This window comes from Rhizobium sp. 05L429 (assembly GCF_056397645.1).
Genome location: NZ_JBFTNV010000010.1, coordinates 177744 through 198621 on the forward strand (window position 1 = coordinate 177744; position 20878 = coordinate 198621).

The following is a 20878-nucleotide window of genomic DNA, read 5'->3' on the forward strand; positions in this document are numbered from 1 at the left end:
AACCGCAGAGGCAATGACATGATGAATCCTTCACGCAGAGAATTCCTGCTCGGCGGCATTGCCGTCGCTTCGGCAATGACCGTGCCGGCACTTTCCCGCGCGTCCGATCCGATGAAGCTCACGATCGCGGTCAGCGCTTCGAGCTATACGGACATGCTCAATCAGCTTGGCCAGCAATTCACCATGGAAAATCCGGACGTCTCGGTGAGCTTCGTCGAGAGCGCTGCAGACTGGGATACGCTTCTTCAGAGCACCTTGCGCGGCGCAATCGTCGGCGACCTGCCCGATGGCACCTGGCAATCGCTCACCTATACGACGCTCTTGGCGAAAAACACGGTCGCCCAGCCTCTCGACGATCTGTCCGGCGGCGTCAGCCAACTCGCGGCGCTCGGCCTGTCGCAAGCCCTCGTCGAGGGATCGTCTTCCCGTGGCCACATCTATGCCATCCCCTTCGGGACAACGATACCGGTCATCTACTACAACATGGATCTCCTGCACCGGGCCGGATATTCCGCGGCTACGCCGCCCGCGACATGGGACGAGATCATCGCGATCGGCAAGAAGGTCGCAACGATCGACCCCAAGATCAGCGGCGGCTATTTTGAATATGACGCGACGAATGCCTGGATGTTCCAGAATCTCGTTGCCACGCATGGCGGCCGCATGATGAATCCCGAACAAAGCGACATTGCCTTCGACGGTCCCGAGGGACAGGCGGCGTTGGACGTCCTGTCGCGCTTCGGCGATACCAGCACGGTCGACATGACCCGCGACCAGGCTCGTCAGGCATTCAATGCCGGCTCCATGGGCATGCTTGTGCGCTCTGCCAGCGGTACGACCTCTGTTGCCAAGGCGGCGAAGGGACATTTMGAACTGCAGGTCGGATTGCTTCCTGTTCCGAGTGCCGAGGGACGCCTCGTCGGTGCGGGGCACGGCTTCATGATGTTTGCCAAGGATGCTCATAAGCAGGAGGCGCTGTGGCGGTTCATGAAATTTGCCGCCGGTCCGAAGGGCCAGATGATCCTTGCMAAGAATACCGGCTATATGCCGGTCAACATTCTGGCGCTCAAGGATCCTAAATTCCTCAAGCAGTATCTTTCGATCAACCCCTATCATCGGGCGATCGTCGAACAGCTGGCGATCACCGGCGACCAGTTCTCCTTCCCATCCGCCAACACGGTCAAGATCACCGACATGATCGCTGCGGAAATGCGCGGCGTCGTTGTCCATCAGGAGACGGCCAAGCAGGCTCTTGCGACCATGGCATCAACGGCCCGGGAACTGCTCAAGTCGGCCTGAGCCTCTATCGGCGGTCTTCGGGCCGCCGACCCTTCCCCCATTCGTTCGGAAACAATCTCATGATCAGAACCGATCTTGCGGCAGCGGCAGTCTTTGCCGATCGACCGCCCCATATCCTCAATATGAGCGGCAATCTGCCGCCGAAAGTGCCTCACGTCTTCGACGGTGCCTATCGCGATGCCGTTGCTGCCGTGCTTGCCCAGAAGCCGGCCAACGACCTGGTCGGAGCGCACCAGTTTCGCGGCGCCGAGCACGATCGGCTGGCCGGGCGTGATTTCGTCGCCAGACGCCTCCCGCAGGCGCCGGATGCCGACCGCATCATCGTTACGAACGGCACTCAGAGCGCACTCACCATGCTGATCGCTGGTCTTGTCGGCCGCGGTGGACTGCTTGCGATCGAGGAGCTCAGCTATCCGACCATGAAGCAATTTGCCGACATGTTCGGAATTGGGCTCTGCGCCATCCCCATGGACGGGGAGGGGATCATCCCCGACGCCTATGAGGCAATGTGCAGGGCGCATCGCGTCTCGGCCTATTATGCAATGCCGAGCCTACAGAATCCGACGACGGCAATCATGAGCGCCGAGCGCCGCATGGCGGTTGCTGCCATCTCGCGCCGATACGGCGTAGCCATCATCGAGGACGATATCTACAGCCTGCTGCCAACGGATCTGCCGCCACCCCTGTCGTCCTATGCGCCGGAAATCTCCTGGTACATCCTCGGTACCGCCAAAGCCATGGCGGCAGCGCTCAAAGTCGCTTATGTCGTAGCGCCGAGCGCCGAGGCGGCCCGGGCGCGTTTCTGGCCGGGTGTGCGTGCCACCTATTGGATGACCGCGCCGATCAATGTTGCTGTGATGTCGGAACTGGTCGCCAATGGCAGTGCCGAAGCGATCATCCAAGCTGTGCGCGCCGAAACGCGCGCAAGACAATCGCTGGTCACCGACAAGCTCGCGCACGCAAATCCGCGCGCACTCCCCGAGGGCTTACAGGTCTGGCTCACGCTGCCTACCGACCGCCCGCGCGAGCAGTTTGCCGGCGGCGTCCTTGCTCGCGGTATAGAGATCAGCACCAGCGACACCTACTTCTTCGGCACGACGACTGCGCCAAATGCGATCCGCTTCGGCACCGGCACGGCTCCCGATCGCGCAGCATTCGAAAGGGGCCTGGATGCCATTGTCGAGGTTTACGGGCGATGACGACGGTGCAGAAGCGTTCGATCCGGACCGACATTGATCTCGACGCTGAATCCGGCATCCCGCTTGCCTATGCGATCACGCTCGACAACGACATACATCTGTATCATTCGGGCGATACTTCGCTCTTCACGGATATGAAGCTGCAGGGCGAACTCTGCGGACCGACCATCGGCTCGCTCGCCATCGCCACTCCGCAAAGCGTCATTTCGCCGGCGACGCCAGGCACGAAGCTTTTGACGGACCTGTCACCGCGCGAAGGGGGCATGGCTGCCCAATGGCTAGGTTTGAAAACCGTCCTGCCTTGCCGCTACACGGATCCGGAAAGCCCGCTCGTCGGCGAACTTCTCGCCGAGATGGACAAGGTCAAAGCGAGAGGCGCGGCGGTTCCAAAGACCCTCGTCATGAATCCGGGCGAATGGATCGAGATCGGTGCCGATGGATCTGTTCGACTGGTTGATCAATAGCCCACCCAAAGTCGCGCGCTGCCGCAGCGGACAGGGTGCTCATCGTGAAACGACAGGCATGACAGATGAACAGTCAGATACAGATAGAGATACAGGAAGAGACCGATTTCGCCGATGGTTATCGTTTCGGCGAAATCGGCCCCTATCGACGGCTTCGCGGGCGCGCGCATATTGCAGTCGATCCGAGCGCTCAGGCGCAATCGACAATCCTCGACCTTGAGCATGCGCCGCGCAACGACAGGGGCCAGGTCGACATTGCAGCCGACTTCCTGATCCTGAAGCCGGCGGACGCCGACAAGGCAAACCGGAGGCTCCTTTACGACTGCGGCAATCGCGGCAACATGCGCTCGCTGCAGTTCTTCAACGACGCGCCCGCCAGCAACGATCCGACGAGCCTCGATCACGCCGGCAATGGCTTCTTATTCCGGCGCGGCTACGCGATTCTGTGGAGCGCCTGGCAGGGCGACATTTTGCCGGGAAACGGCCGCGCGGTCCTCGATGTGCCGGTGGCGACCAGGAACGGAGAGGTTATCAGCGGCACGGTTCTGCAGGACTATACGGTGGACAAGCCGGGAGTTCACTCCATTCCGCTGTCCGGCCGGCGCGATGCGCATTGCTATCCGACAACCTCTCTGGATACGCGCCAGGCGCGGTTGACGCGGCGACAATATCCCCACAGCGAACGCCTCGCGATCGGTCCGGACGCATGGCGCTTCGCCCGCGTCGAAGACACGGACGGTTCTGTCATTTCCTCTCCAACCGACCTCTACCTGCAGGACGGATTCGAGCCCGGCTGGATCTATGAATTGATCTATGTAGCAAAAGACCCTCTTGTCCTCGGCCTCGGCTATGTCGCACTTCGCGACCTTGTCAGCCATGTCAGGTACGGCGGGCAGGGTTCGTCCGGCGGGCCCAATCCGCTTGGCCAGATCGACAAGGCCTATGCCTGGGGACGGTCGCAGACGGGACGCTTCCTGCGCGACTTTATCTATCATGGTTTCAACGGCGATAGCCAAGGGCGGCGCGTGTTCGACGGTATCATGCCGCATGTCTCCGGTGCAGGAACTGTGCGGATGAACCGTCGCTTCGCCAACATCTTCTCTCCAAGCGGCGGCGCCTACCAGCACCGCTTTTACTATGGGGATTGCTTTCCCTTCTCCTATGCCGAGACGACCGATCACTTGACGGGGAATACGGACGCGATCCTCAAACGACCCGACACCGACCCCCTGGTCATTCACACGCACACGTCGACGGAATACTGGCAGCGGCGCGGCTCGCTCGTACACACGACCACGAGGGGCGAGGATCTCGCCCAGCCCGACACCGTGCGGATCTATCATTGGGCAAGTTCCCAGCATTCTGCCAATCCGAGGCTCGTCTCGCCGAAACAGCCGCCGGACGTGATGAACCTTATCAACAATGTCTATACCTCGCCCTTCTTCAGGGCAGCGCTCGATGCACTCGATGCCTGGGCGTCGCGCGGCGAGCTTCCGCCGAACTCGGTTCATCCCACCCGGGCCTCCGGCACGCTTGTCGATCATGCCCAATGGGCCGATCAGTTTCCGGCAATTCCTGGCCAGATCGTGCCGGAAGGGCCCCTCGACCTGCCGCTGATGGATTTCGGACCCAAGGCCTCCGAAGGCATGTTCTCGGTCTTTCCGCCCGCCATCATCGATCATTCCGGCTATACCGTTCTCCTTCCGAAGGTCGACGGGGACGGCAACGAGTGCGACGGCGTCAAGGCGCCGATGGCTGCCGCGCCGCTCGGAACCTATACAGGCTGGAACCTGCTGAGGCGCGGTTATGGCCATGGCGCCATCAGCTGGGGCACCAAGGGAAGCTATATACCCTTTGCAGACACCCCCGACGAAAGGCGCATGACACGCGATCCCCGACCATCGGTTCTGGAGCGCTATGGTTCTGCGGACGCCTATGTGGGAGAGATCCGAAGGGTGGCCGAGCGTCTCGTCGAAGCACGTCTGATGCTAGATGAGGATATCGAGCGGGTGGTCGACAGGGCTGCCGACTGGGGCAGACCGCGCACCGATGTCAGGCTGCCGCACGCCTGATCCCTGTCGTTTCGCCTCGCCACCGACCGCGCAATGACGGGCGGCGACCGTGTCGCCTTCAGCCATTCCCTTCTGCGAGCGCCGGATCGTCGAATCGGGATCTTACGGGAAACCGGAAGCCGACCAGCATGCCGACAGCCAGCACAATGCACGATGCGACGAGCGCGCAAGTGACATTGAGATATTCGGCCGCCACGCCCCAGAGGAGGCCGCCAAGCGCGATTCCGGAGAACACGACCGTATGAAAGATCGACAGCATCCGTCCGGTGACGTGACGCGCAGACAGAAGCTGGGTGGCAATCTTCAAAGAGGAGAAGCTCAAGAACCAACAGGCCCCGGTCAAAGCCACYGCGAGCGAAACCAGACCGATATTTGCCGTTCCGGCCAGCACAAGGGTGCCGAGAATTGAGCCGGCGGACGAGGCAAGAAGCATTCGTTCGAAGCCGAACTTCGTCTGGATATTGCCAAGGAGCAGGGCGGCGAGCAGCGCACCGAAACCAAAAGCGCAGGACAGAAGGCCGAAGCCGAGGGAATCGAGGTCCAGAACGCTGGCCGACAAAACTGGCAGGAGCGCGTTGATCGAGCTTGCACCGGTGCCGAAGAGAAATGCCCGCGCGGTGATGCTGCGATGTTCGGTCGAGGAGTTCAGATAGGCGACACCCACGAGGATTGCCCTGCCGAGGTTCTTCTCCGYGGCGCGAGCCGGCGCCGGCGAGCCGCGCCAGATGGCCAGTGCATAGATGAGGACGGCGTTTCCGACAATGCTGACGAGGAAGGGAGCAAAGGCGCCAATCGTTGCAAATGTCAGTCCGCTGAGCGACGGCGCGATCGACCGATTGAGGTTGATGCCGGTCGAGTTCAGCACGACGGCGCTTGGCAGGGCCTGCCTCGAGACGAGGGATCCGATCGTTGCCTGCCAGGACTGCAGGTAAAGGGCTGCCCCTGCACTGATCGTGAAGACGAAAAACAGCAGTGCATAGGCATGCATCCAGCCGAAAGTGATAAGGCCGACCATGGCGAGGGACGCCGCAAGCATCGCAGCCTTTGCCGCAATCATGATACGGCGCCGATCGTAGGTATCGGCCATGGCGCCACTGACGAGCGAGAGCAGCATGACGGGCGCCGCAGCAGCGGTTTGAACCAGCGCCACCATGCTGTTCGAGTTCGTCAGTGTGGTCATGATCCAGGCCGCCCCGGAAAGCTGCGTGAGTTCGGCGAAGTTCGACGCCTGATGCGCAAGCCAGAGCCGCCGGAAGACGGGATTTTCCAGTGACGACAGGCAACTCAGCCTATGCAGCGGCATTTGTCGCGCTCAGAGACGAAAGCAGGTCCTCCGTTATCGGGCAGATCGCGTTCTGGTGAAGCCCGAAGGGAGCGATCTCATACTGCTCGCCGACGGTCTCGAAACCGAAATGCCGATAGGTATCGAGTGCGCCGATAACACGCGGATTGCCCCAGACTGCGCTTGCGCCCTGTTGATGCGCCTTCAAGATGATGGTTCGCACGAGCGCCGCCCCAATGCCTTGCCGTCGCATCTTCTTGTCGACTGCAAAGCCCCGCAGTCGCCAGCTGTTGTCGCAGGGTTTGAAGGGGCAGGGCTCCGGCCCCGCCGACAGGATCCCGAGCACCTGCTCGCCGGTCGTGGCGATGAGGTGAACGGCGGTCTCCGACATGTCGGCTGACGTCAACTTGAACGCAAAGGGTTCATCCGGTCCGACGGTTTCGGGCCGCAGGAGCCTGTGGCGATGAGAGAGGACCTTGTCCAGCGTCGTCTGACTGATTGAAAACGGCATCTGCGTATTCCTTCTGATTTGCCTGCGTTGCAGCAAGGTCGAGATGGGCGGGCTGCCTTTACGTGTTTGTGCGGAAAAAGGAGGCGACTGTGTCAAGGCCGCGGATGAGGGCGCAATGATCTGCAGGCACGCCCAGACCGATGCGAAATTTTCGATCGCCCCTGTCGCTGTCGACTGCGAAACTGTCGCCTGCCCCTACGACGACACCTGCCTTGAGGGCACCTTCGCAGAACTCGGAGAGACTCACCTGCGCGGGCACGTCCAGCCACAGATGATAGTTGAGATTGTCGGGGTCGATCGGCTGGCCCGGCAGGCGCGATGCGGCCAGTGATTTTCGTCTGACCGTCTCGGCCCTGACGGTTTCAAGGATCTCGCTTGCGATCGCTGTGGAAAGCCAGTGCGAGGCGATCTCCGCAACGAGCGGCGCAACCATCCAGTTGGTGGTGCGCACACCGGGCCAGAAGGTTGCGTCAGCAAGTGTTTTGCTCGGAGCGAGCATGTAGGCGACACGCAGTTGCGAGGCGAGCGATTTGCTCAGCCCGCTGAAGTACCAGCTGCGCTCGGGCGCAAATGTTGCAAGCGGGAGCGGCGCATCTTCCGGCAGCACGCCATATATGTCGTCCTCGAAAATCGCCAGGTCATGGCGGCGTGCGATTGCCGCGATGTCCTGCCGTCGCTTCGCCGACATCGTCGCCGATGTCGGATTGTGAAAGGTCGGCATGCAATAGAGCGCTCTGGCATTGCCGTGCAGGCGTCGGCACGCCTCGTCAAGGCTATCGGGCACGAGGCCTTCGTCGTCGATTGCAACCCCGTGCAGCCCTATGTCAAACAGAGCCGACAACGGTTTGATCGCCGGATAGGTAAGCGCTTCCGTCAACAGTGTTCCGCCCGGCTTGACGTAGCGGGCGAGCAGCATGGCAAGAATGCTCTGCGAGCCGTTGGCAAGGACGACCCGGTCGGGTTGCGGAATGGAGCCAAGGCGCCGGGCGAGCCAGGCGGCGCCGGCGCGACGATCCGTCTCAGTACCGGCGAAACGCGGAAAGCGAATGGCTCCGGCGATGTCCGACTTCTGCAGATGGGCAAATGATTGCGCGATGGCTGCTTCCACCAGCGGGCTCGGCGGCGGGAAGTTTCGCCCGAAATCGATCGGTGGGTCGAGGCTTTGGCCAGCGCTCTTAACCTTTGAGAGATCGTCCATCGTTTTCCTCCTTGAGACACCGGGCGGTTCCCGTCAGGCGCCTGTTCAAGCTTCGGTTATTGCCTTTGCGACGAGCGCAACCGATGCCGCGATGGCGGCGACCGTTGCGATAGGAACCGCCGCTCCGCGGATCGCCGGAACGCGGATCGCGGTCGTTACATGCATGATCGCCAGGATGATGAAGAGCCCGGCGACAGCGGCCGGAAACTGCTCTTTCGGCATGCCCGGGCGGACCAGGAAAAGGAGCGCGAGCAGCGGGGTGTCGTAGGATACCGGAAGTCCGGCAAAACGCCCGTCGGCCGACAGGCCGACATTCTCGAAGTAGCTGAGCCTGATAGCGCCGGCGAGGACCAGAATCAGGCTTGCGATCAAGGAGAGTGCTGAGCCCTGGCCGACGAGAATGATGACGGCTGCCGGAAAAACCACGCCGTGGATGAAATCGGCAAATCCGTCGAAGCTTTTGCCGAAATCCGCAACCCCCGGCCGGCGCAGGTGACTCGTCTTGCGTGCGACATGTCCGTCCCAGTGATCGAGAAACCAGGTCCACAGCATGGCGGCAACGCCAAGTTCGATCCTGCCATTGAAGGCCAAAAACAGGCCCAGGACGGCAAACAGATAGGCAAGCGCCGTGAGGGCGTTGGCGTAGTCGCGAAGATAGCCGATCATCGCCTTGCCCCCGCGGCCTGTCGCGATGACTGGGCATGGGGAGAAAGGGATGGCGGAAGCGCGAATATCTCTTCGGCGAGGCGCAAGTCGATCTCGCTGTCGATCTCGAACCAGCGCGTGTCACTGCAATCGGCGGCATGAAGCGTCAGCGTCCGGCTTTCGACCAGAAGAGAAAGGATCTGCTCGACATAGGCCGTCCGGTGACCGCTCTCGACCGCCCGATGCAGCGCCGGAACGACTTGCTCGCGCAGGGCACCGGCCGAAAAGCGGGTAACGTTGATCGTCTTGAAGAGACCTGCCGCTCTGGCTTCCTGTGGCGTCTGGTTCATGACGAAGGTCGCAATGCTGCCGTCCTCGGTAAGGTCGACGGCAGAGCCGCTCATCGCATCGGTGAACGAGGCGACCGCCGCCACGCTTGCCCGAATTGGCGATATCGAGCGCAATGTGCGCTCGAGAACTTCTCGTTCGAAAAAGACGTCGCCTTCCAGGAAAACGCTGTTGCCGGCAAGCAGCATATCGCGCGCCAGCCAGAGCGAATAGGCACTGCCGGTGCGATCGAAGATCGGATTGTGGACATAGTCGATATCGACCTCCTCGAACCGCGTGCCACAGGACTGCTCGATCGCTTCCTTGCGGTAGCCGACGACGATAGTCGCCTCCCGGATCCCGAGTTCTGAAAGCTGATGCAGGGCGTTGTGCAGCATCGGTACCCCATTGACCTCGACGAGGGGCTTGGGAACGAAATCCGTGTAGGGGCGCAGGCGCGACCCCATGCCGGCGGCGAGGATGACGGCACGCGTATCGTTGAGCATGGCTTATCTCCTGTGTGTGGATCGGTTAGGCGGCGACCTGGCCCGACGTGAGGCTGTTCAAGGTTTCGACGACTTTGTGGAGCGCCTGTTCCAGCTGGTCCGGCGGTGCGCCGAAGGAAAACCGCAGCCCGTTCGGATCACCGAAACTTTCGCCGGACACCGATCCGACGCCGGTTTGTTCCAACAGGAGCCGCGCAATATCCTCCGTCGTCCGCACTGGTCCGGTCTTCGGTAGGGAGGTGAGCAGCGGTGCAAGATCGAGATAGAAGAAGAAGGAACCTTCGGCGCGCGGCGGGGCGACCTGTCTCAAGCCGGAAAGGATGCGCAGGCCCATCGCCCGCGCATCCGACAGCCGCCGGTGCATGGCCTTCTCGAAGGCGCCGTCACCGACCTGCAGGTGATGCAGGATCGCATGCTGGACGATCACATTGGCGTTCGATGTCGTATGGCTCTGCAGCTTCTTGGCGGCCGAGACGATTTCGGGGGGAGCAGCGAAATAGCCGAGCCGCCATCCGGTGATCGCCAGCTCCTTGGAGAAGGCATTGACCAGGATCGTGCGCGACCGCACGCCCGAATGCGCCATGACGATCGACAGGTGACGCTCACCATTGAAGACGAAGCTCGAATAGCATTCGTCCGAGATGATCCAAAGCTGGTAGTTGATCGCAATGTCGCCGATCGCTTGCAGCGTTGCACGGTCATAGACGGCGCCGGTCGGATTGTTCGGCGAATTGACGATGATCGCTTTTGTCCGCGGCGTGACGGCTGCCCGAATGGCGTTTATCTCGGGGATATAGTTCGGCGGGCGGGCCTCAACGAAGACAGGTGTCGCCCCAGMGAGAAGGACCTGCGAGGGAAAGGTTGGCCAGCAGGGGCTGACGATGATGACCTCGTCGCCCGGATCGAGTACGGCAAGCGCTGCATCGAGCAGACCCTGCTTTGCTCCCGCAGTGATGACAACATCGTCCGTCGTCCAGCCGATCCCGGTTTGGAGCGACAGTTTCTCGGCGATCGCCTTGCGAAGCGGGGAAAGGCCAATGGAATCTGTGTAGCGGTTCGTACCCGCGTTGATGGCGGCGATCGCACCTTCGCGAACCGAGGCCGGCGGATCGATGATGACTTCACCGGCGGCAAGATCGACGATCTTGCGACCGGCTGCGGCGGCAATTTTGGCGGCCTCGCGGGCGGCAGCGGTTCCCGAACCGGAAAGCATGGACATCCGTTGCGCAAGCATGTGCGCTCCTCCACTTCTAATGTTTCTCTGGATTTATATCGTGTCGGCCACCGCTAGGCGGTCTTCGGCAAATACTCTTCTTCTGCCTGAGCCAGTTCGTCGTAGCCGATCAGGCCGAAAAGTTCTTCAAGCCCCGCAACCTGGTCCTCGATCCCGGCAATGCCTTCTTCCGCCTGGATACGGGCACAGATGTCACGCATGCCGGCAATCGCCGCCCGCATCGTGTGGTTGGCCCAGATGACCGTTGAAATACCCGCCATGCGGTAGGCAGACACGGGTGTCCGATAGTATTTGGTAGGCACGATGACGACAGGCAGCCGATTGTCCCATTCCTTGGCGAAGGCGAGGATCTCATCGGCAACCGCCTTGCGGGAGTGGATGAGGATGGCGTCGGCGCCCGCCTTTGCGTAGGCATGAGCCCTTGTCAGAGCTTCGTCCAGACCATGGCCGGCAATCAGCGCCTCGATACGGGCGACAAGGACGAAATTCGGGCCTGTCGTATCCTTCACGGCTTTCAGTCGACCACAGAATTCGTCGATATCGGCCAAAGGATGCCTGTCTCCGACGAAAGAATTCATCTTCGGGAAGCCCTTGTCCTCGATCGCCACGCCAGAGGCGCCGCGCTGTTCGAGCTTCTTGGCGAGCAGCCGGGCATTGTTGAAATTGCCGAAGCCGCTATCGCCGTCGACGAGGATCGGGACATTGCTCGTATCGACCATATGTTCGACGACATCGACGACTTGTGTCCAGCTTGCTTCGTTGGCGTCACGGTAACCGAGTGCAGACGAGATGGAGAGCCCCGAAGCCCATAGGCCTTTGAAGCCGGCTCGGGMAGCGATAGCCGCCGAAAGCCCGTCATGGGCCTCCATCAGGAAGGATAGATCGTGGGAAAGAACGAGTTCGCGAAGGGTTGTCGATGAGGTGTTCACCGGCAAGGCTTCAGCATTTATCGGAAACGAAATTGCTTTGTTCATTGTCATGCCTCCTTCATAAACATCAGGCTCAATGAATTGCGGCGGCATTGCAAGGATATACTCAGAAATAAATGAGATATATTTCATTATATCGAGATATATTCCAATTATATTGCCAATATAAGAATATTTCATAATTTTTTCAGTTGGTTGTTGAATATATTGCCGATATATCCGAATATATCGGCTTCGATGATGAGATTTTGGCCATCGCGGCGTCGGAGGATGGCGGCGTCGGATTATGAGGCGCGGTCAACGGTGGGCTGTCATTGCCTTGCCTGACGGAGAGCGGGTGCGGCGCAAGGCCCCTTCCGTTCAATATGCATGCAAAGAGGCTTGCAAGCGACCGGTCTGAGGAGACATAAGACCCTAGGCCGGTGATTTTCCAAACGAACGTCCGGCGAGGTATTCCCTTGGGGGATCAGGAATGAAACTACCGCCTGAATGTGCTTCGCACGACGCCCTCAAGATGTCGCGTGACGATTTCGGTTTCGCTCACGTTCTCATGAAATATGCGCTGCGCAAGGACATTGCCGCCTTCACGTTCGCGGGCTTGCGCGTTCCAGCAATCCTGCGGCAAGCTGAGATGAACCGATCGGCGGCACCGGCACCCAGCACGGAACTGGAATTGACGATATTTCAGGATCATCTTCATGATCGCATTACGATGTTGACCGAAAACAATCGCATGGTCCGTGAAATCTGGGCCTTCAACGAGAGATCGCGCGCCTTTCGCGAATTCCTGTTTGCGGCGAGCGACACCGCACAGCACACCATCCATCTGATGGGCGAACTCGTCTCAGCGTTGCACACGTGTTCGCAAGATGCCGCGCTAACGGCGATGGACCGAAAGATCGCGTGGTATCAGGAGCGTATCGATATTTTACTGTCCCAACCGACACTTCCGCAGCAGGAAGCCAAGCGGTAGGAATCGCCCGAGCGCGCCTGTCTCACGACAAATTGTGACTTTGCAACTTCCCTAGCGTGTATTATGTTCCACTCACGCCCGACGGTTGGCGATATCAATTGATTGCATCACATCACACATAAACGACAGCGGTAGCATTTGGTCATCCACCGGTTTTCCAGGGTGTTCGCTCCGCGTGAAAAAGCTTCGGATCTTGCCCTGGCACGGCGACCTGGCTTGGAGGGGCAGATGTATATGTATCAGGACAATGATGGGAAGGACGACAGGGGAGCACCGGACCGCTTCAAGACCGGGCAGGTCTATGCGCGCCTTAAAAATCTGCTGGTCTCACAGAAGGTRCCGGCGCATACGAAACTGGATGCCGGATTGCTCGCGCACCGTCTCAACATGAGCCGTACTCCGGTTCGCGAGGCGTTGATTCATCTGGCGATCGAAGACATCATTTTGAACATTCCGGGGAGCGGCTATTTTTCGAAACCCATGAATGTCGAAGAAATCGCGGAGGATTACGACCTCGCGCTAACAATCCTGCGCCACATCATCGATACGGATATGGACCTTGTCGCAAGGGCGCGTCTTCGCCTTCCTGCGAAGCCGGCGCTGATGTCGCGCTMTGCCGCGGTCCCGGATCCCGCGCTGTTCTTTAAGGACTTTATCGAGGAACTTTACGAATGCGTCGCTCGGATGGCCGGCAACAGGAAATATCTGCAGGTCGTGCATGGGTTCAACAGCCGTACGAGTTTCATCCGTTACCTCGACCTGCAGCGTCCAGACCGTTTCGGCCAGATTGTCGCCGACATGAGCGAACTGGTCGAATTCCTCGATAGGAAGGACACGAAGGGGGCAGTCGCCAATCTCAACCGGCAGTTCAGGGGCAAGGCCGAAATCCTCTACGAGCTCGTAAAGGAAGGAAATCTTCGCTCGGGCGATGCCAGCGCGAATTGGCTCGCACTCTTGGAGTGACGATCGGGTCCAGTCGAGCCGAAGCCGCCGTTGGGCTGATCTGACTATGTCTTGATAGACAGAGGTCGATTGTCGGGCCTTGCAAGATTGAAATGAGGATGGCCGCCATGAGTCTGCTTTCCAACGGATTCGGATCGATTGAAAACGGCCGGCGCCTGCAGAACGACTTTGAGATCGAATATGCATTTCAGCGCTTCGCGATCGAGAAGAACATAGCGGAGTTCACGCTTGCCGGGATGCGTGCCCCTTCCGTCATCAACGACTGGAACGCAAGGCCATATGTCGGCGATGCTTCTGCTGTCGAGGTCGTGACCTTCCAGGAGCGCCTGGATGAAAGGATCGGCTCCCTGTCTGGAAACCACGCTCTCATGCGACAGCATTGGGAAATTCTCGAAAGGACGCATGATTTCCGCCTCCAGGAGTATCTCCTGCCGGCCTTTTGCCATCAAGCTATCGAGGAGACTTCAGAATTGATGGATGCGCTCGTCGGCAATTTCGCAGATCGGGCGTACGCGCTCCTGTCAGAGCGATTGCAACGGCGCTGTGATATCGTCAACGGTCGCCCGCCGAAGCCATCCAAGGCGAGGCTCCATCTCGTCGTACGCACCCCACCTTGAAATGCGTTGCGCGGTCCGGTCCTCAGCCTGTCTCCAAAACGCGCAATTCGCAGCGATAGCGTCTGGAATGGATCTGCCGAAGATCGGTGATCCTCACCTCGCCCACTTCGCCGGTGCTTCGCACGTGCAGTCCGTCGCAAGGCTGCTGGTCAATGGCGCCGATCTTGATCGCCCGGACATGGCCAGACGATCCGGGCCATTCGAATGACCGCGTGTTGAGCCGCAGATCGTGCAATGGCGGTGGAATCCATCCTGCCTCGACCGGCAGATTCCGGCGCACCAGATCCCGTAGCACGCTTTCGAGCTCGCCGGCACCGACACCGGTGACATCGACCGAGAAGGTGACGCTCCCTCGACCGGCGTCTACCCTCTCATCGATCATCGGATAGGGCAGCGCGACGGAGACAAGATGAAGGGCGGTATGGACCCGCATCGCCGCGTAGCGTGGGATCCAGTCGATTTTTGCGACAACCTTTGATCCGGGACCCATCTGGTCCGGAAGATCTTCGCAAGAGTGCTCGAGAATGCCCGACTTATCTCCCCGCCAATGGCTGCGGCGCACCTTCACTTCGCGCAGGTCCCCCAACACCAGGCTACCGCGATCGGCTGGCGAGACGCCGATGCCCGGGAAAAAGACGGATCGATCGAGCACAAGGTGATCGCCTCGCCGCGACAGGACCAAGGCTTCGGTTTCGACGCGGTAGGGATCCTGCAGAAACGCCAGAGTCGTTGCCATTACATCTCTAATCCTCGGCAGGAGCCGAGTCGGTCAAATATAGGGAGGGCTAAACGGATTAAATTCTGAAGAGTCCGTCACAATCAAACAAAAATTATCCAGCGGGATGAATTGCTTTTCTAGTAGCCGGATACTGACATTTCTTTGAATCATTGTAAGTTTTTCAAATGAGCACGACGGCGGGCACATTCGCGCATCAGCGAAATCGAGCTTTATTTCTCCGAACATTCTTCCKCGAAAACGCTCGGGGAAATTCTTTCGCGTATCTATTGGACGATTGCGAATGGATCTTCCATGCTGTGGCTTTGGTATCGACGGAAATGAGGAGGTTGTGACCGCTCGCCGCGACTTGGTCGAATTTCTTTCCACGCTAGCTTGTACTGGCAGTAAACGCGGTCTATTGGCGCGGCACGGTGCGAAGCTTCGATATGCTGCACCGTTTCTTGGCGCTCACTTCGACTCCCAGAGCCTAACCGAATGGTGCGGTCGCGTGGTGACGATGGCAGCGGGTTCCTTCGTTATTGCACGATAACGGCTGGCGTCGTCTGCGTCATTGACCCCGACGAAGATCATCTTCATCGAACTCTTGAATGGCGTGCCCTTGGCCCTATGCTCGAAGCTGATGACAGCGCGCGGATATTCCGCGTTGAGGCTGATCATGGGCTCGCCCGTTAAAGCGCCCACGCATGACGCTGGCGGCAAACCGCCGCCAGTCCTGCAGCGACCGCAGGCCAGGAAGGATCGGGAGTCCGATTTTCCGCTTGTCGGGGAGAGGGGAAAGCGCCACCTTTCCCTCTTGGTGACGCATTGATCGAGCATCCTTGAAGCCCACGCAGCTGGCGCAAACAGAACGGGCGCTCGACCTGATCAGGGAGCGCCCGCGTGGTGCTATCGACAGCAAACACCGACCAATCGGCAGGCCGTCAACATGGCGCATGTGTTACTGCATTTCAGCGCTAATAACAAAAGCCGCTTTCGCAACGCGGCTATGCACATGTCAACAGGAGGCGAACTGCAGGCGACCAGGCATTTTCTGCCTCCCAAACGCCACTCATCGCTTCCCGGGCAAGCACTGCCGGGCGCTGTCGGCTGAAGGAGCGGTGACGTCCCCCGGCGACGTGCTCGCGTTGAAGACGATGCGGGCGAGTTGCTTTAATTGACGACGTTGACAAAGTTGCATCAGTCACTACTTTTGCTGTAATTGGAGATCACGCATATGACTGACCAGGCGCGCGGCAAGGCAAAACACCGACGGGAAAGCAACTCGGATGTCGTGACGATGTTCATGATTAAGGGTGATCCCATCAAGGCGCTTTCGGGCTTCGAACTGCCCGCCGGTGCAGAGGTCGCCATCGTATCGTCCAAGCCGGAATCGATCCGCAAGATCCACCAGGCCGGGGGCGGGCGTATTGCCCGGGTGGCGGAAGCAACGACCGGTCGGCGCCGGTCCGCAAGCAAGCCGGCTCTCTTTGACAAGTCGGCCTTCGAGCCGGATGCCCGCAGTCGCGCGCTGTTGGCAGGCATCCGGATCGCGGAAGACGACCTGCGGGCAGCCGGCGGGGCCTATGACCTGGACCAGGTTCGCACACTGATGCGAGGCATCTCGCGCCAGGCGGTGGACAAACGCGTTCAGGAGGGTGCGCTGCTTGCTGTACCCGGGCCAAGTAACCGCAGAAGCTATCCGACGMTGCAATTTAATCGAGATGGCACGATCGTTCCTGGGCTGAAAGCCGTCCGCGAGGCGCTTCGAAGCGGCAATCCGTGGACGCTTTTGAACTTTCTGGCGCAGCCCGACTCCCGCCTTGCTAACATGAAGCCGATCGACCTCCTGAAGTCCGGACAGGAGAGCATTGTCATCGAGGCTGCTCGCCGATATGGCGAGCAGGGCGCGTGAGCGCTCCACGGCCGCCGGACGACCTCGCGCAGCGTGTCCGGAGCTAGTCCAGCTCCCTGAGGGGGAAAGTTTGCACCGCTTCTATACCGCTGACTACCATCCCATCTTTTTCGACAGATCGGATCTTGGTCGTTTCAATGCGCCGGATGGCTCGTACGGTATGTTAAACGCAGCTCAGGAGATTGCCGGCGCCTTCGCTGAGACTTTTCTCGGGACGCCGGGACGCACGCTTATCGATATCGAATTCCTTCAGCGCAAGGGCCTATGTGCGGCTGATCGCGAAGCGACCGCTGACGCTCGTGCGGCTTGCCGGGGCGGGATTGGCAAAGCTTGGCGCAACGCCGGAAGTACCGCATGGCAGCCTGCCTTATGACATACCCCAGTCCTGGTCCCTGGAACTGTCAAAACACCGGCTCTCCTTTGACGGGATCGCCTATTACGCACGCCACGATGATACTGAGCTTTGCTTTGCACTTTACGGGCGCGCTGCGGATGCGATTGACGAGGCTGCGCGCGAGACCGATCTTGACCAAGAATGGTTCTGGCGGATTGGAGAACGCTATGGTGTCGGCCTGTCGCCTTGAGAGCGTCTGCGCACACAACAGGCTCCAGGTGCGGCCTTGCGCCCTTTGAGGAGCCCGTACATCGGAGGCGCTCATCTGTTGGACATCGCGCCCAATAGCCACGAGCGGCCCGCTTTCTTTCCAGGGCTCTCCCATCCTTTCCGTCTACCCATCTTGGCCAYGGTCTTGCCAGCTACAAAAGCCGGGCATGGGCAACTTCTGTTTCAGTCGGGAGCCGAACTTGCAGCGGCGGGTGCCGAAGGGGAGAATGGAAGAGCGCAGAACGGTCATCGTGTTGACTCCCTTACCTTTTGCGTCGAGAACAAGAGGGAAATCGAGAGGACACATCGATGGCAAACGAGAATTCGACGGCCCTAGCCGAGACTGCCCCGGCAGACACCATAGAGACAAAGAAGTCGAGAACGCCCCGGCGCGACAAGAAGCCGGCTCAACTTCTCAATCCTGCGGTCGAGACAAGTGTGCCGAAGGCCGCACCCACCAAGCAGAAAAAATACAATGATGAGGAAAAGGCCGAGATATTGGCTGCAATCGAAAGCGACATCCACGGCCGTAAGTCGACGCTGAAGGACGCAGTTATCAAGGCCGGCATCTCCGAACAGACCTACCGCAATTGGAAACACACTGACCACCCGTCCCCGGCTGTAATTCCGAGGGACGAAACGGCACCTGCGCCGGCGAGCGACGAGTTTGCCGATCTCCTCGCGCTGGAAGAGGAAAATCAGAGACTCCGCAAGCTTCTGGCTGAGAAACTGCGCTCGGAAAACGCCGACCTGCGCCGCCGCCTCGGACTCGACTAGCGCTCCTACACAAAACGTAGTGCACTTTCTTCGAGAGAGGCGACACTCACCGGGCGGTCGGCCGATTTATGGACGGGATACGAACAACAAAGCGCAKAACGTTCGCATCGACGTCGGCCCGATGATCTAGTGAAATGAACCCAAGCAAACTCAAAATAAATAGAAAGATTGGCTCTCAATGAGAATGCCGCGACGACAATTCGTTGTCGAGATCAAATCGACCCGGCGCCAGGCCAAGGGGAGCGCCCGCTCGCTCTGGGGCAGCACCGATCTGAAAGCGCTGGCGCGCGAGGTCCAAGACGAGGCGTCCCATCTTTTTCCGGCCGATACGCCGTCTGATGACCTCGATGAACGAAGCGCGGCTTCGATAACGCCAGCGCTGACATTGCCAGAGGCTAAGACCTTTGACCGGCACCTTGCTCCGCCAGCGACTCTCGACGCTATTGAGCCCATTTGGGTTGGACAGCAGGACACTGCGACCGTACCGGTCGACGACCCTCAGGGGAACGAGCCCACAAGAGACGAAGCAGAATTGGCGTCACCGGTCGAGGCATCAAACCGGCGTGCGGACACTTCAGAGTCGATATCGAACAGTCATAAAAAATCCCGAGCGAATCTGCTTCGCCCACACGACGTTAATAAAGCGATGGACGAGTTGGTCTTGCTCGAGGCAGAGAACCGTCGCCTTAAGATCTTACTCGCTGCCCGCCTGCGTCAGGAAAATCTCGCGCTTGCCAAAATGCTTCGGCGTTTCGATATTTCCTAGAGCGTTGGCATCCGGCCACCCGCGTTTCGATCGCCATGTTATGACCCGAGGATCACTAGTCTATCGGGTTTGTTAGGGATTGACATGCGAAGAACGAAAGTGAACTGAGGCGTCAACTATCAATATTGTTGCAAGTGACCGATACGAAGCAATCGATTGACGAGTCTATTCACGCATTTCAAATTTAGATCCATCAAAAACACCTGGGGCAACCATGGATACGGGCGAATGAACTTGTGTTGCATTCATCGTTTTTTCCCGCAAAGCTTGCCATTTAAAGCCATATGAGACATCGTTCGTCTTGAAAGCGAAACCGGATATGTCTCATTCCATGAGTGCCACGGGCTATGTGAGGGTCTCGAACAACAATGAGAATACGGCCTTGCAACTCGACGGTTTGCGCGCTGCTGGCAGAGGGAATCTATTCAAGGACACGGCATCGGTGGCGAAAACCGCTCGGCCGGATCCGACGAAAGACACCAGAACATCACGCGGCCGCCCTCTAGCCTTCCACATGTTTAAAACACTGGCGGAATTCAACTGCGATTCGGTCCGAGAAACACATGTCGACCTGAGAGCTGCGAAGAGGCACGGCCACGCGTGTGCGGCCAGGCCCCCCTCGCGAAAGCGATCAGCGTCGATTGAGCGTCGCGCGCAGCTGAAAGCCGGTCTATCGCATCGCCGAATTGACAACATGCCAATGACCGCAAAAAATCGCAAAGAGAAGCACTAGTACGAGGGAGCACCATAATGGGTAGCATGACACCGGCCAAAGCAGGTGAAACGCATACCGACCGGCGGACTGCTGCTTCGCACCCGGCAAAATTCAAGTCCGATCTAGTAACGCGCTTTGATGATCTGGAGAAAAGTGGGAAGCTTGTTGGCCTGCATGGGGTGGTGGCCCTTCGCGGCGGCCAGATTGCTTTTGAGCGTTATATTGACGGCAACGACATGAAGTGGGGACAGCCTCTCGATGTTGTCGAATTTGGGCCGGACGTGCTCCACGACATTAGGTCTGTGACCAAAAGCCTAGTCGGTCTGCTCTATGGTATCGCACTCGACGAGGGGCGCGTACCGGCGCTGGATGAGCCAATCGTGACGCAGTTTCCGGAATTCTCCGATCTTGCCGGCGACCCACAGCGTAGGCGAGTGACTATCCGACATGCCTTGACGATGACACTCGCTATGGAGTGGAACGAAAATGCGCCCTATACCGATCCTACCAACAGCGAAATTGCGATGGAACAGGCGCCCGATCGTTATCGGTTTATCCTCGAGCGCCCGATCCTTGCCGAGCCCGGACGGGGATGGATCTACAGCGGCGGGTCTGTGGCGCTGCTTGGCAAGATTATTGAGCGAGGCGCTGGCCAAACCCTACCGGAATTCGCCAATGAGAAGTTGTTTGCTCCTCTGGGTGTCGAAGCCATGGAGTGGATCCATGGCGAGGACGGCGAAGCGTCGGCTGCATCGGGACTGCGGCTGACGCCGCGTTCGCTCGCCCGGATCGGGCAGATGATAATAAACGGTGGCGAATGGCAGGGCCGCTCCATAGTGTCCAAATCCTGGCTCGACGAAAGCTTTCGGCCCGCCGCCATGGTCGATATCGGCTGGCCGGGACTGCGCTACGGGTATCTTTGGTACGTGGGCGAGGAAGCCCTAACATACAAGTCGGGAACCTATGGCGAGCATTTCGTGGCCGCAATCGGCAATGGCGGACAGCGGCTGTTTGTTTTCCCTGACCTTGACTTCGTCCTCGCCGTTACCGCCGGCAATTACGATTCTCCTGACCAGTGGAGAGCACCTGCTGCATTGTTGTACGAAATGTTTCTGCCGAGCCTTACAGCGGCCACCTGACTTCCTGCTCATTCACCCTTCATGGGTA

21 protein-coding genes are annotated in these 20878 nt (G+C 59.3%); 12 read left to right on the forward strand and 9 right to left on the reverse strand.

What is annotated here, in order from left to right:
- Positions 1 to 18 precede the first annotated feature (18 nt).
- From AC1DNW_RS13325 to AC1DNW_RS13340, 4 genes are all read left to right on the forward strand, one after another.
- On the forward strand, positions 19 to 1299 hold the full coding sequence (locus tag AC1DNW_RS13325; RefSeq protein ID WP_477853084.1) for an extracellular solute-binding protein: 1281 nt from the start codon (positions 19 to 21) through the stop codon (positions 1297 to 1299).
- A gap of 59 nt (positions 1300 to 1358) precedes the next feature.
- Positions 1359 to 2498, forward strand: coding sequence for an aminotransferase-like domain-containing protein (locus tag AC1DNW_RS13330; protein WP_477853086.1), 1140 nt, complete (start codon positions 1359 to 1361; stop codon positions 2496 to 2498).
- The gene (locus tag AC1DNW_RS13335; protein ID WP_477853088.1) at positions 2495 to 2962 is read left to right on the forward strand and encodes an MBL fold metallo-hydrolase; all 468 of its coding nucleotides are present in this window, start codon (positions 2495 to 2497) and stop codon (positions 2960 to 2962) included. The genes AC1DNW_RS13330 and AC1DNW_RS13335 overlap by 4 nt, the downstream gene beginning before the upstream one ends.
- A gap of 65 nt (positions 2963 to 3027) precedes the next feature.
- Positions 3028 to 5034: an alpha/beta hydrolase domain-containing protein gene (locus AC1DNW_RS13340; RefSeq protein ID WP_477853089.1), complete on the forward strand. Its 2007-nt coding sequence runs from the start codon at positions 3028 to 3030 to the stop codon at positions 5032 to 5034.
- Between the two features lie 58 nt (positions 5035 to 5092).
- Here the strand turns inward: AC1DNW_RS13340 and AC1DNW_RS13345 are convergent, their stop codons facing one another.
- The 7 genes from AC1DNW_RS13345 to aepX are packed head-to-tail and all read right to left on the reverse strand — an operon-like array spanning position 5093 to position 11711.
- Positions 5093 to 6337 (reverse strand): MFS transporter, encoded by a 1245-nt coding sequence (locus AC1DNW_RS13345; protein WP_477853090.1) that lies wholly within the window; start codon positions 6335 to 6337, stop codon positions 5093 to 5095.
- A complete protein-coding gene (locus AC1DNW_RS13350) occupies positions 6324 to 6827 on the reverse strand; it encodes a GNAT family N-acetyltransferase (protein ID WP_477853091.1) in 504 nt (167 codons plus the stop codon). Before AC1DNW_RS13350 ends, AC1DNW_RS13345 begins: the two co-directional genes overlap by 14 nt.
- A 58-nt stretch (positions 6828 to 6885) precedes the next feature.
- On the reverse strand, positions 6886 to 8025 hold the full coding sequence (locus AC1DNW_RS13355; protein ID WP_477853092.1) for an aminotransferase-like domain-containing protein: 1140 nt from the start codon (positions 8023 to 8025) through the stop codon (positions 6886 to 6888).
- A gap of 45 nt (positions 8026 to 8070) precedes the next feature.
- On the reverse strand, positions 8071 to 8691 hold the full coding sequence (locus AC1DNW_RS13360; RefSeq protein WP_477853094.1) for a CDP-alcohol phosphatidyltransferase family protein: 621 nt from the start codon (positions 8689 to 8691) through the stop codon (positions 8071 to 8073).
- Entirely contained in the window at positions 8688 to 9503 is an 816-nt protein-coding gene (locus tag AC1DNW_RS13365; RefSeq protein WP_477853096.1) for a phosphocholine cytidylyltransferase family protein, read from the reverse strand. The genes AC1DNW_RS13360 and AC1DNW_RS13365 overlap by 4 nt, the downstream gene beginning before the upstream one ends.
- A gap of 25 nt (positions 9504 to 9528) precedes the next feature.
- On the reverse strand, positions 9529 to 10737 hold the full coding sequence (locus AC1DNW_RS13370; protein ID WP_477853097.1) for a pyridoxal phosphate-dependent aminotransferase: 1209 nt from the start codon (positions 10735 to 10737) through the stop codon (positions 9529 to 9531).
- Positions 10738 to 10790: 53 nt separating this feature from the next.
- Positions 10791 to 11711 (reverse strand): phosphoenolpyruvate mutase, encoded by a 921-nt coding sequence (aepX, locus tag AC1DNW_RS13375; RefSeq protein ID WP_477853099.1) that lies wholly within the window; start codon positions 11709 to 11711, stop codon positions 10791 to 10793.
- 505 nt (positions 11712 to 12216) lie between these two features.
- On the opposite strand from aepX, the gene AC1DNW_RS13380 reads away from it, so the two are divergent.
- The 3 genes from AC1DNW_RS13380 to AC1DNW_RS13390 all read left to right on the forward strand — a co-directional run bounded on the left by AC1DNW_RS13380 (position 12217) and on the right by AC1DNW_RS13390 (position 14219).
- A complete protein-coding gene (locus tag AC1DNW_RS13380) occupies positions 12217 to 12639 on the forward strand; it encodes a hypothetical protein (protein WP_477853101.1) in 423 nt (140 codons plus the stop codon).
- Positions 12640 to 12867: 228 nt separating this feature from the next.
- Positions 12868 to 13602 (forward strand): GntR family transcriptional regulator, encoded by a 735-nt coding sequence (locus tag AC1DNW_RS13385; RefSeq protein ID WP_477853102.1) that lies wholly within the window; start codon positions 12868 to 12870, stop codon positions 13600 to 13602.
- Between the two features lie 107 nt (positions 13603 to 13709).
- Positions 13710 to 14219 carry an FCD domain-containing protein gene (locus AC1DNW_RS13390; protein WP_477853104.1) on the forward strand — a complete coding sequence of 170 codons (510 nt, stop codon included), beginning with the start codon at positions 13710 to 13712 and terminating at the stop codon, positions 14217 to 14219.
- A gap of 22 nt (positions 14220 to 14241) precedes the next feature.
- On the opposite strand, the gene AC1DNW_RS13395 is transcribed toward AC1DNW_RS13390, so the two are convergent.
- Both AC1DNW_RS13395 and AC1DNW_RS13400 read right to left on the reverse strand, forming a co-directional pair.
- Positions 14242 to 14955, reverse strand: a complete 714-nt coding sequence (locus AC1DNW_RS13395) for an alanyl-tRNA editing protein (protein ID WP_477853106.1) — start codon at positions 14953 to 14955, stop codon at positions 14242 to 14244.
- A gap of 450 nt (positions 14956 to 15405) precedes the next feature.
- The gene (locus AC1DNW_RS13400; protein WP_477853108.1) at positions 15406 to 15615 is read right to left on the reverse strand and encodes a hypothetical protein; all 210 of its coding nucleotides are present in this window, start codon (positions 15613 to 15615) and stop codon (positions 15406 to 15408) included.
- 556 nt (positions 15616 to 16171) lie between these two features.
- Between AC1DNW_RS13400 and AC1DNW_RS13405 the strand changes: the two genes are divergently transcribed.
- The 5 genes from AC1DNW_RS13405 to AC1DNW_RS13425 all read left to right on the forward strand — a co-directional run bounded on the left by AC1DNW_RS13405 (position 16172) and on the right by AC1DNW_RS13425 (position 20850).
- Positions 16172 to 16849, forward strand: a complete 678-nt coding sequence (locus AC1DNW_RS13405; protein WP_477853109.1) for a hypothetical protein — start codon at positions 16172 to 16174, stop codon at positions 16847 to 16849.
- Positions 16850 to 17115: 266 nt separating this feature from the next.
- Positions 17116 to 17433: an RES family NAD+ phosphorylase gene (locus AC1DNW_RS13410; protein ID WP_477853110.1), complete on the forward strand. Its 318-nt coding sequence runs from the start codon at positions 17116 to 17118 to the stop codon at positions 17431 to 17433.
- 329 nt (positions 17434 to 17762) lie between these two features.
- The gene (locus AC1DNW_RS13415; RefSeq protein WP_477853112.1) at positions 17763 to 18230 is read left to right on the forward strand and encodes a transposase; all 468 of its coding nucleotides are present in this window, start codon (positions 17763 to 17765) and stop codon (positions 18228 to 18230) included.
- 178 nt (positions 18231 to 18408) lie between these two features.
- Positions 18409 to 18996 carry a hypothetical protein gene (locus tag AC1DNW_RS13420; RefSeq protein WP_477853114.1) on the forward strand — a complete coding sequence of 196 codons (588 nt, stop codon included), beginning with the start codon at positions 18409 to 18411 and terminating at the stop codon, positions 18994 to 18996.
- 750 nt (positions 18997 to 19746) lie between these two features.
- On the forward strand, positions 19747 to 20850 hold the full coding sequence (locus AC1DNW_RS13425) for a serine hydrolase domain-containing protein (RefSeq protein WP_477853115.1): 1104 nt from the start codon (positions 19747 to 19749) through the stop codon (positions 20848 to 20850).
- Positions 20851 to 20878 lie beyond the last annotated feature (28 nt).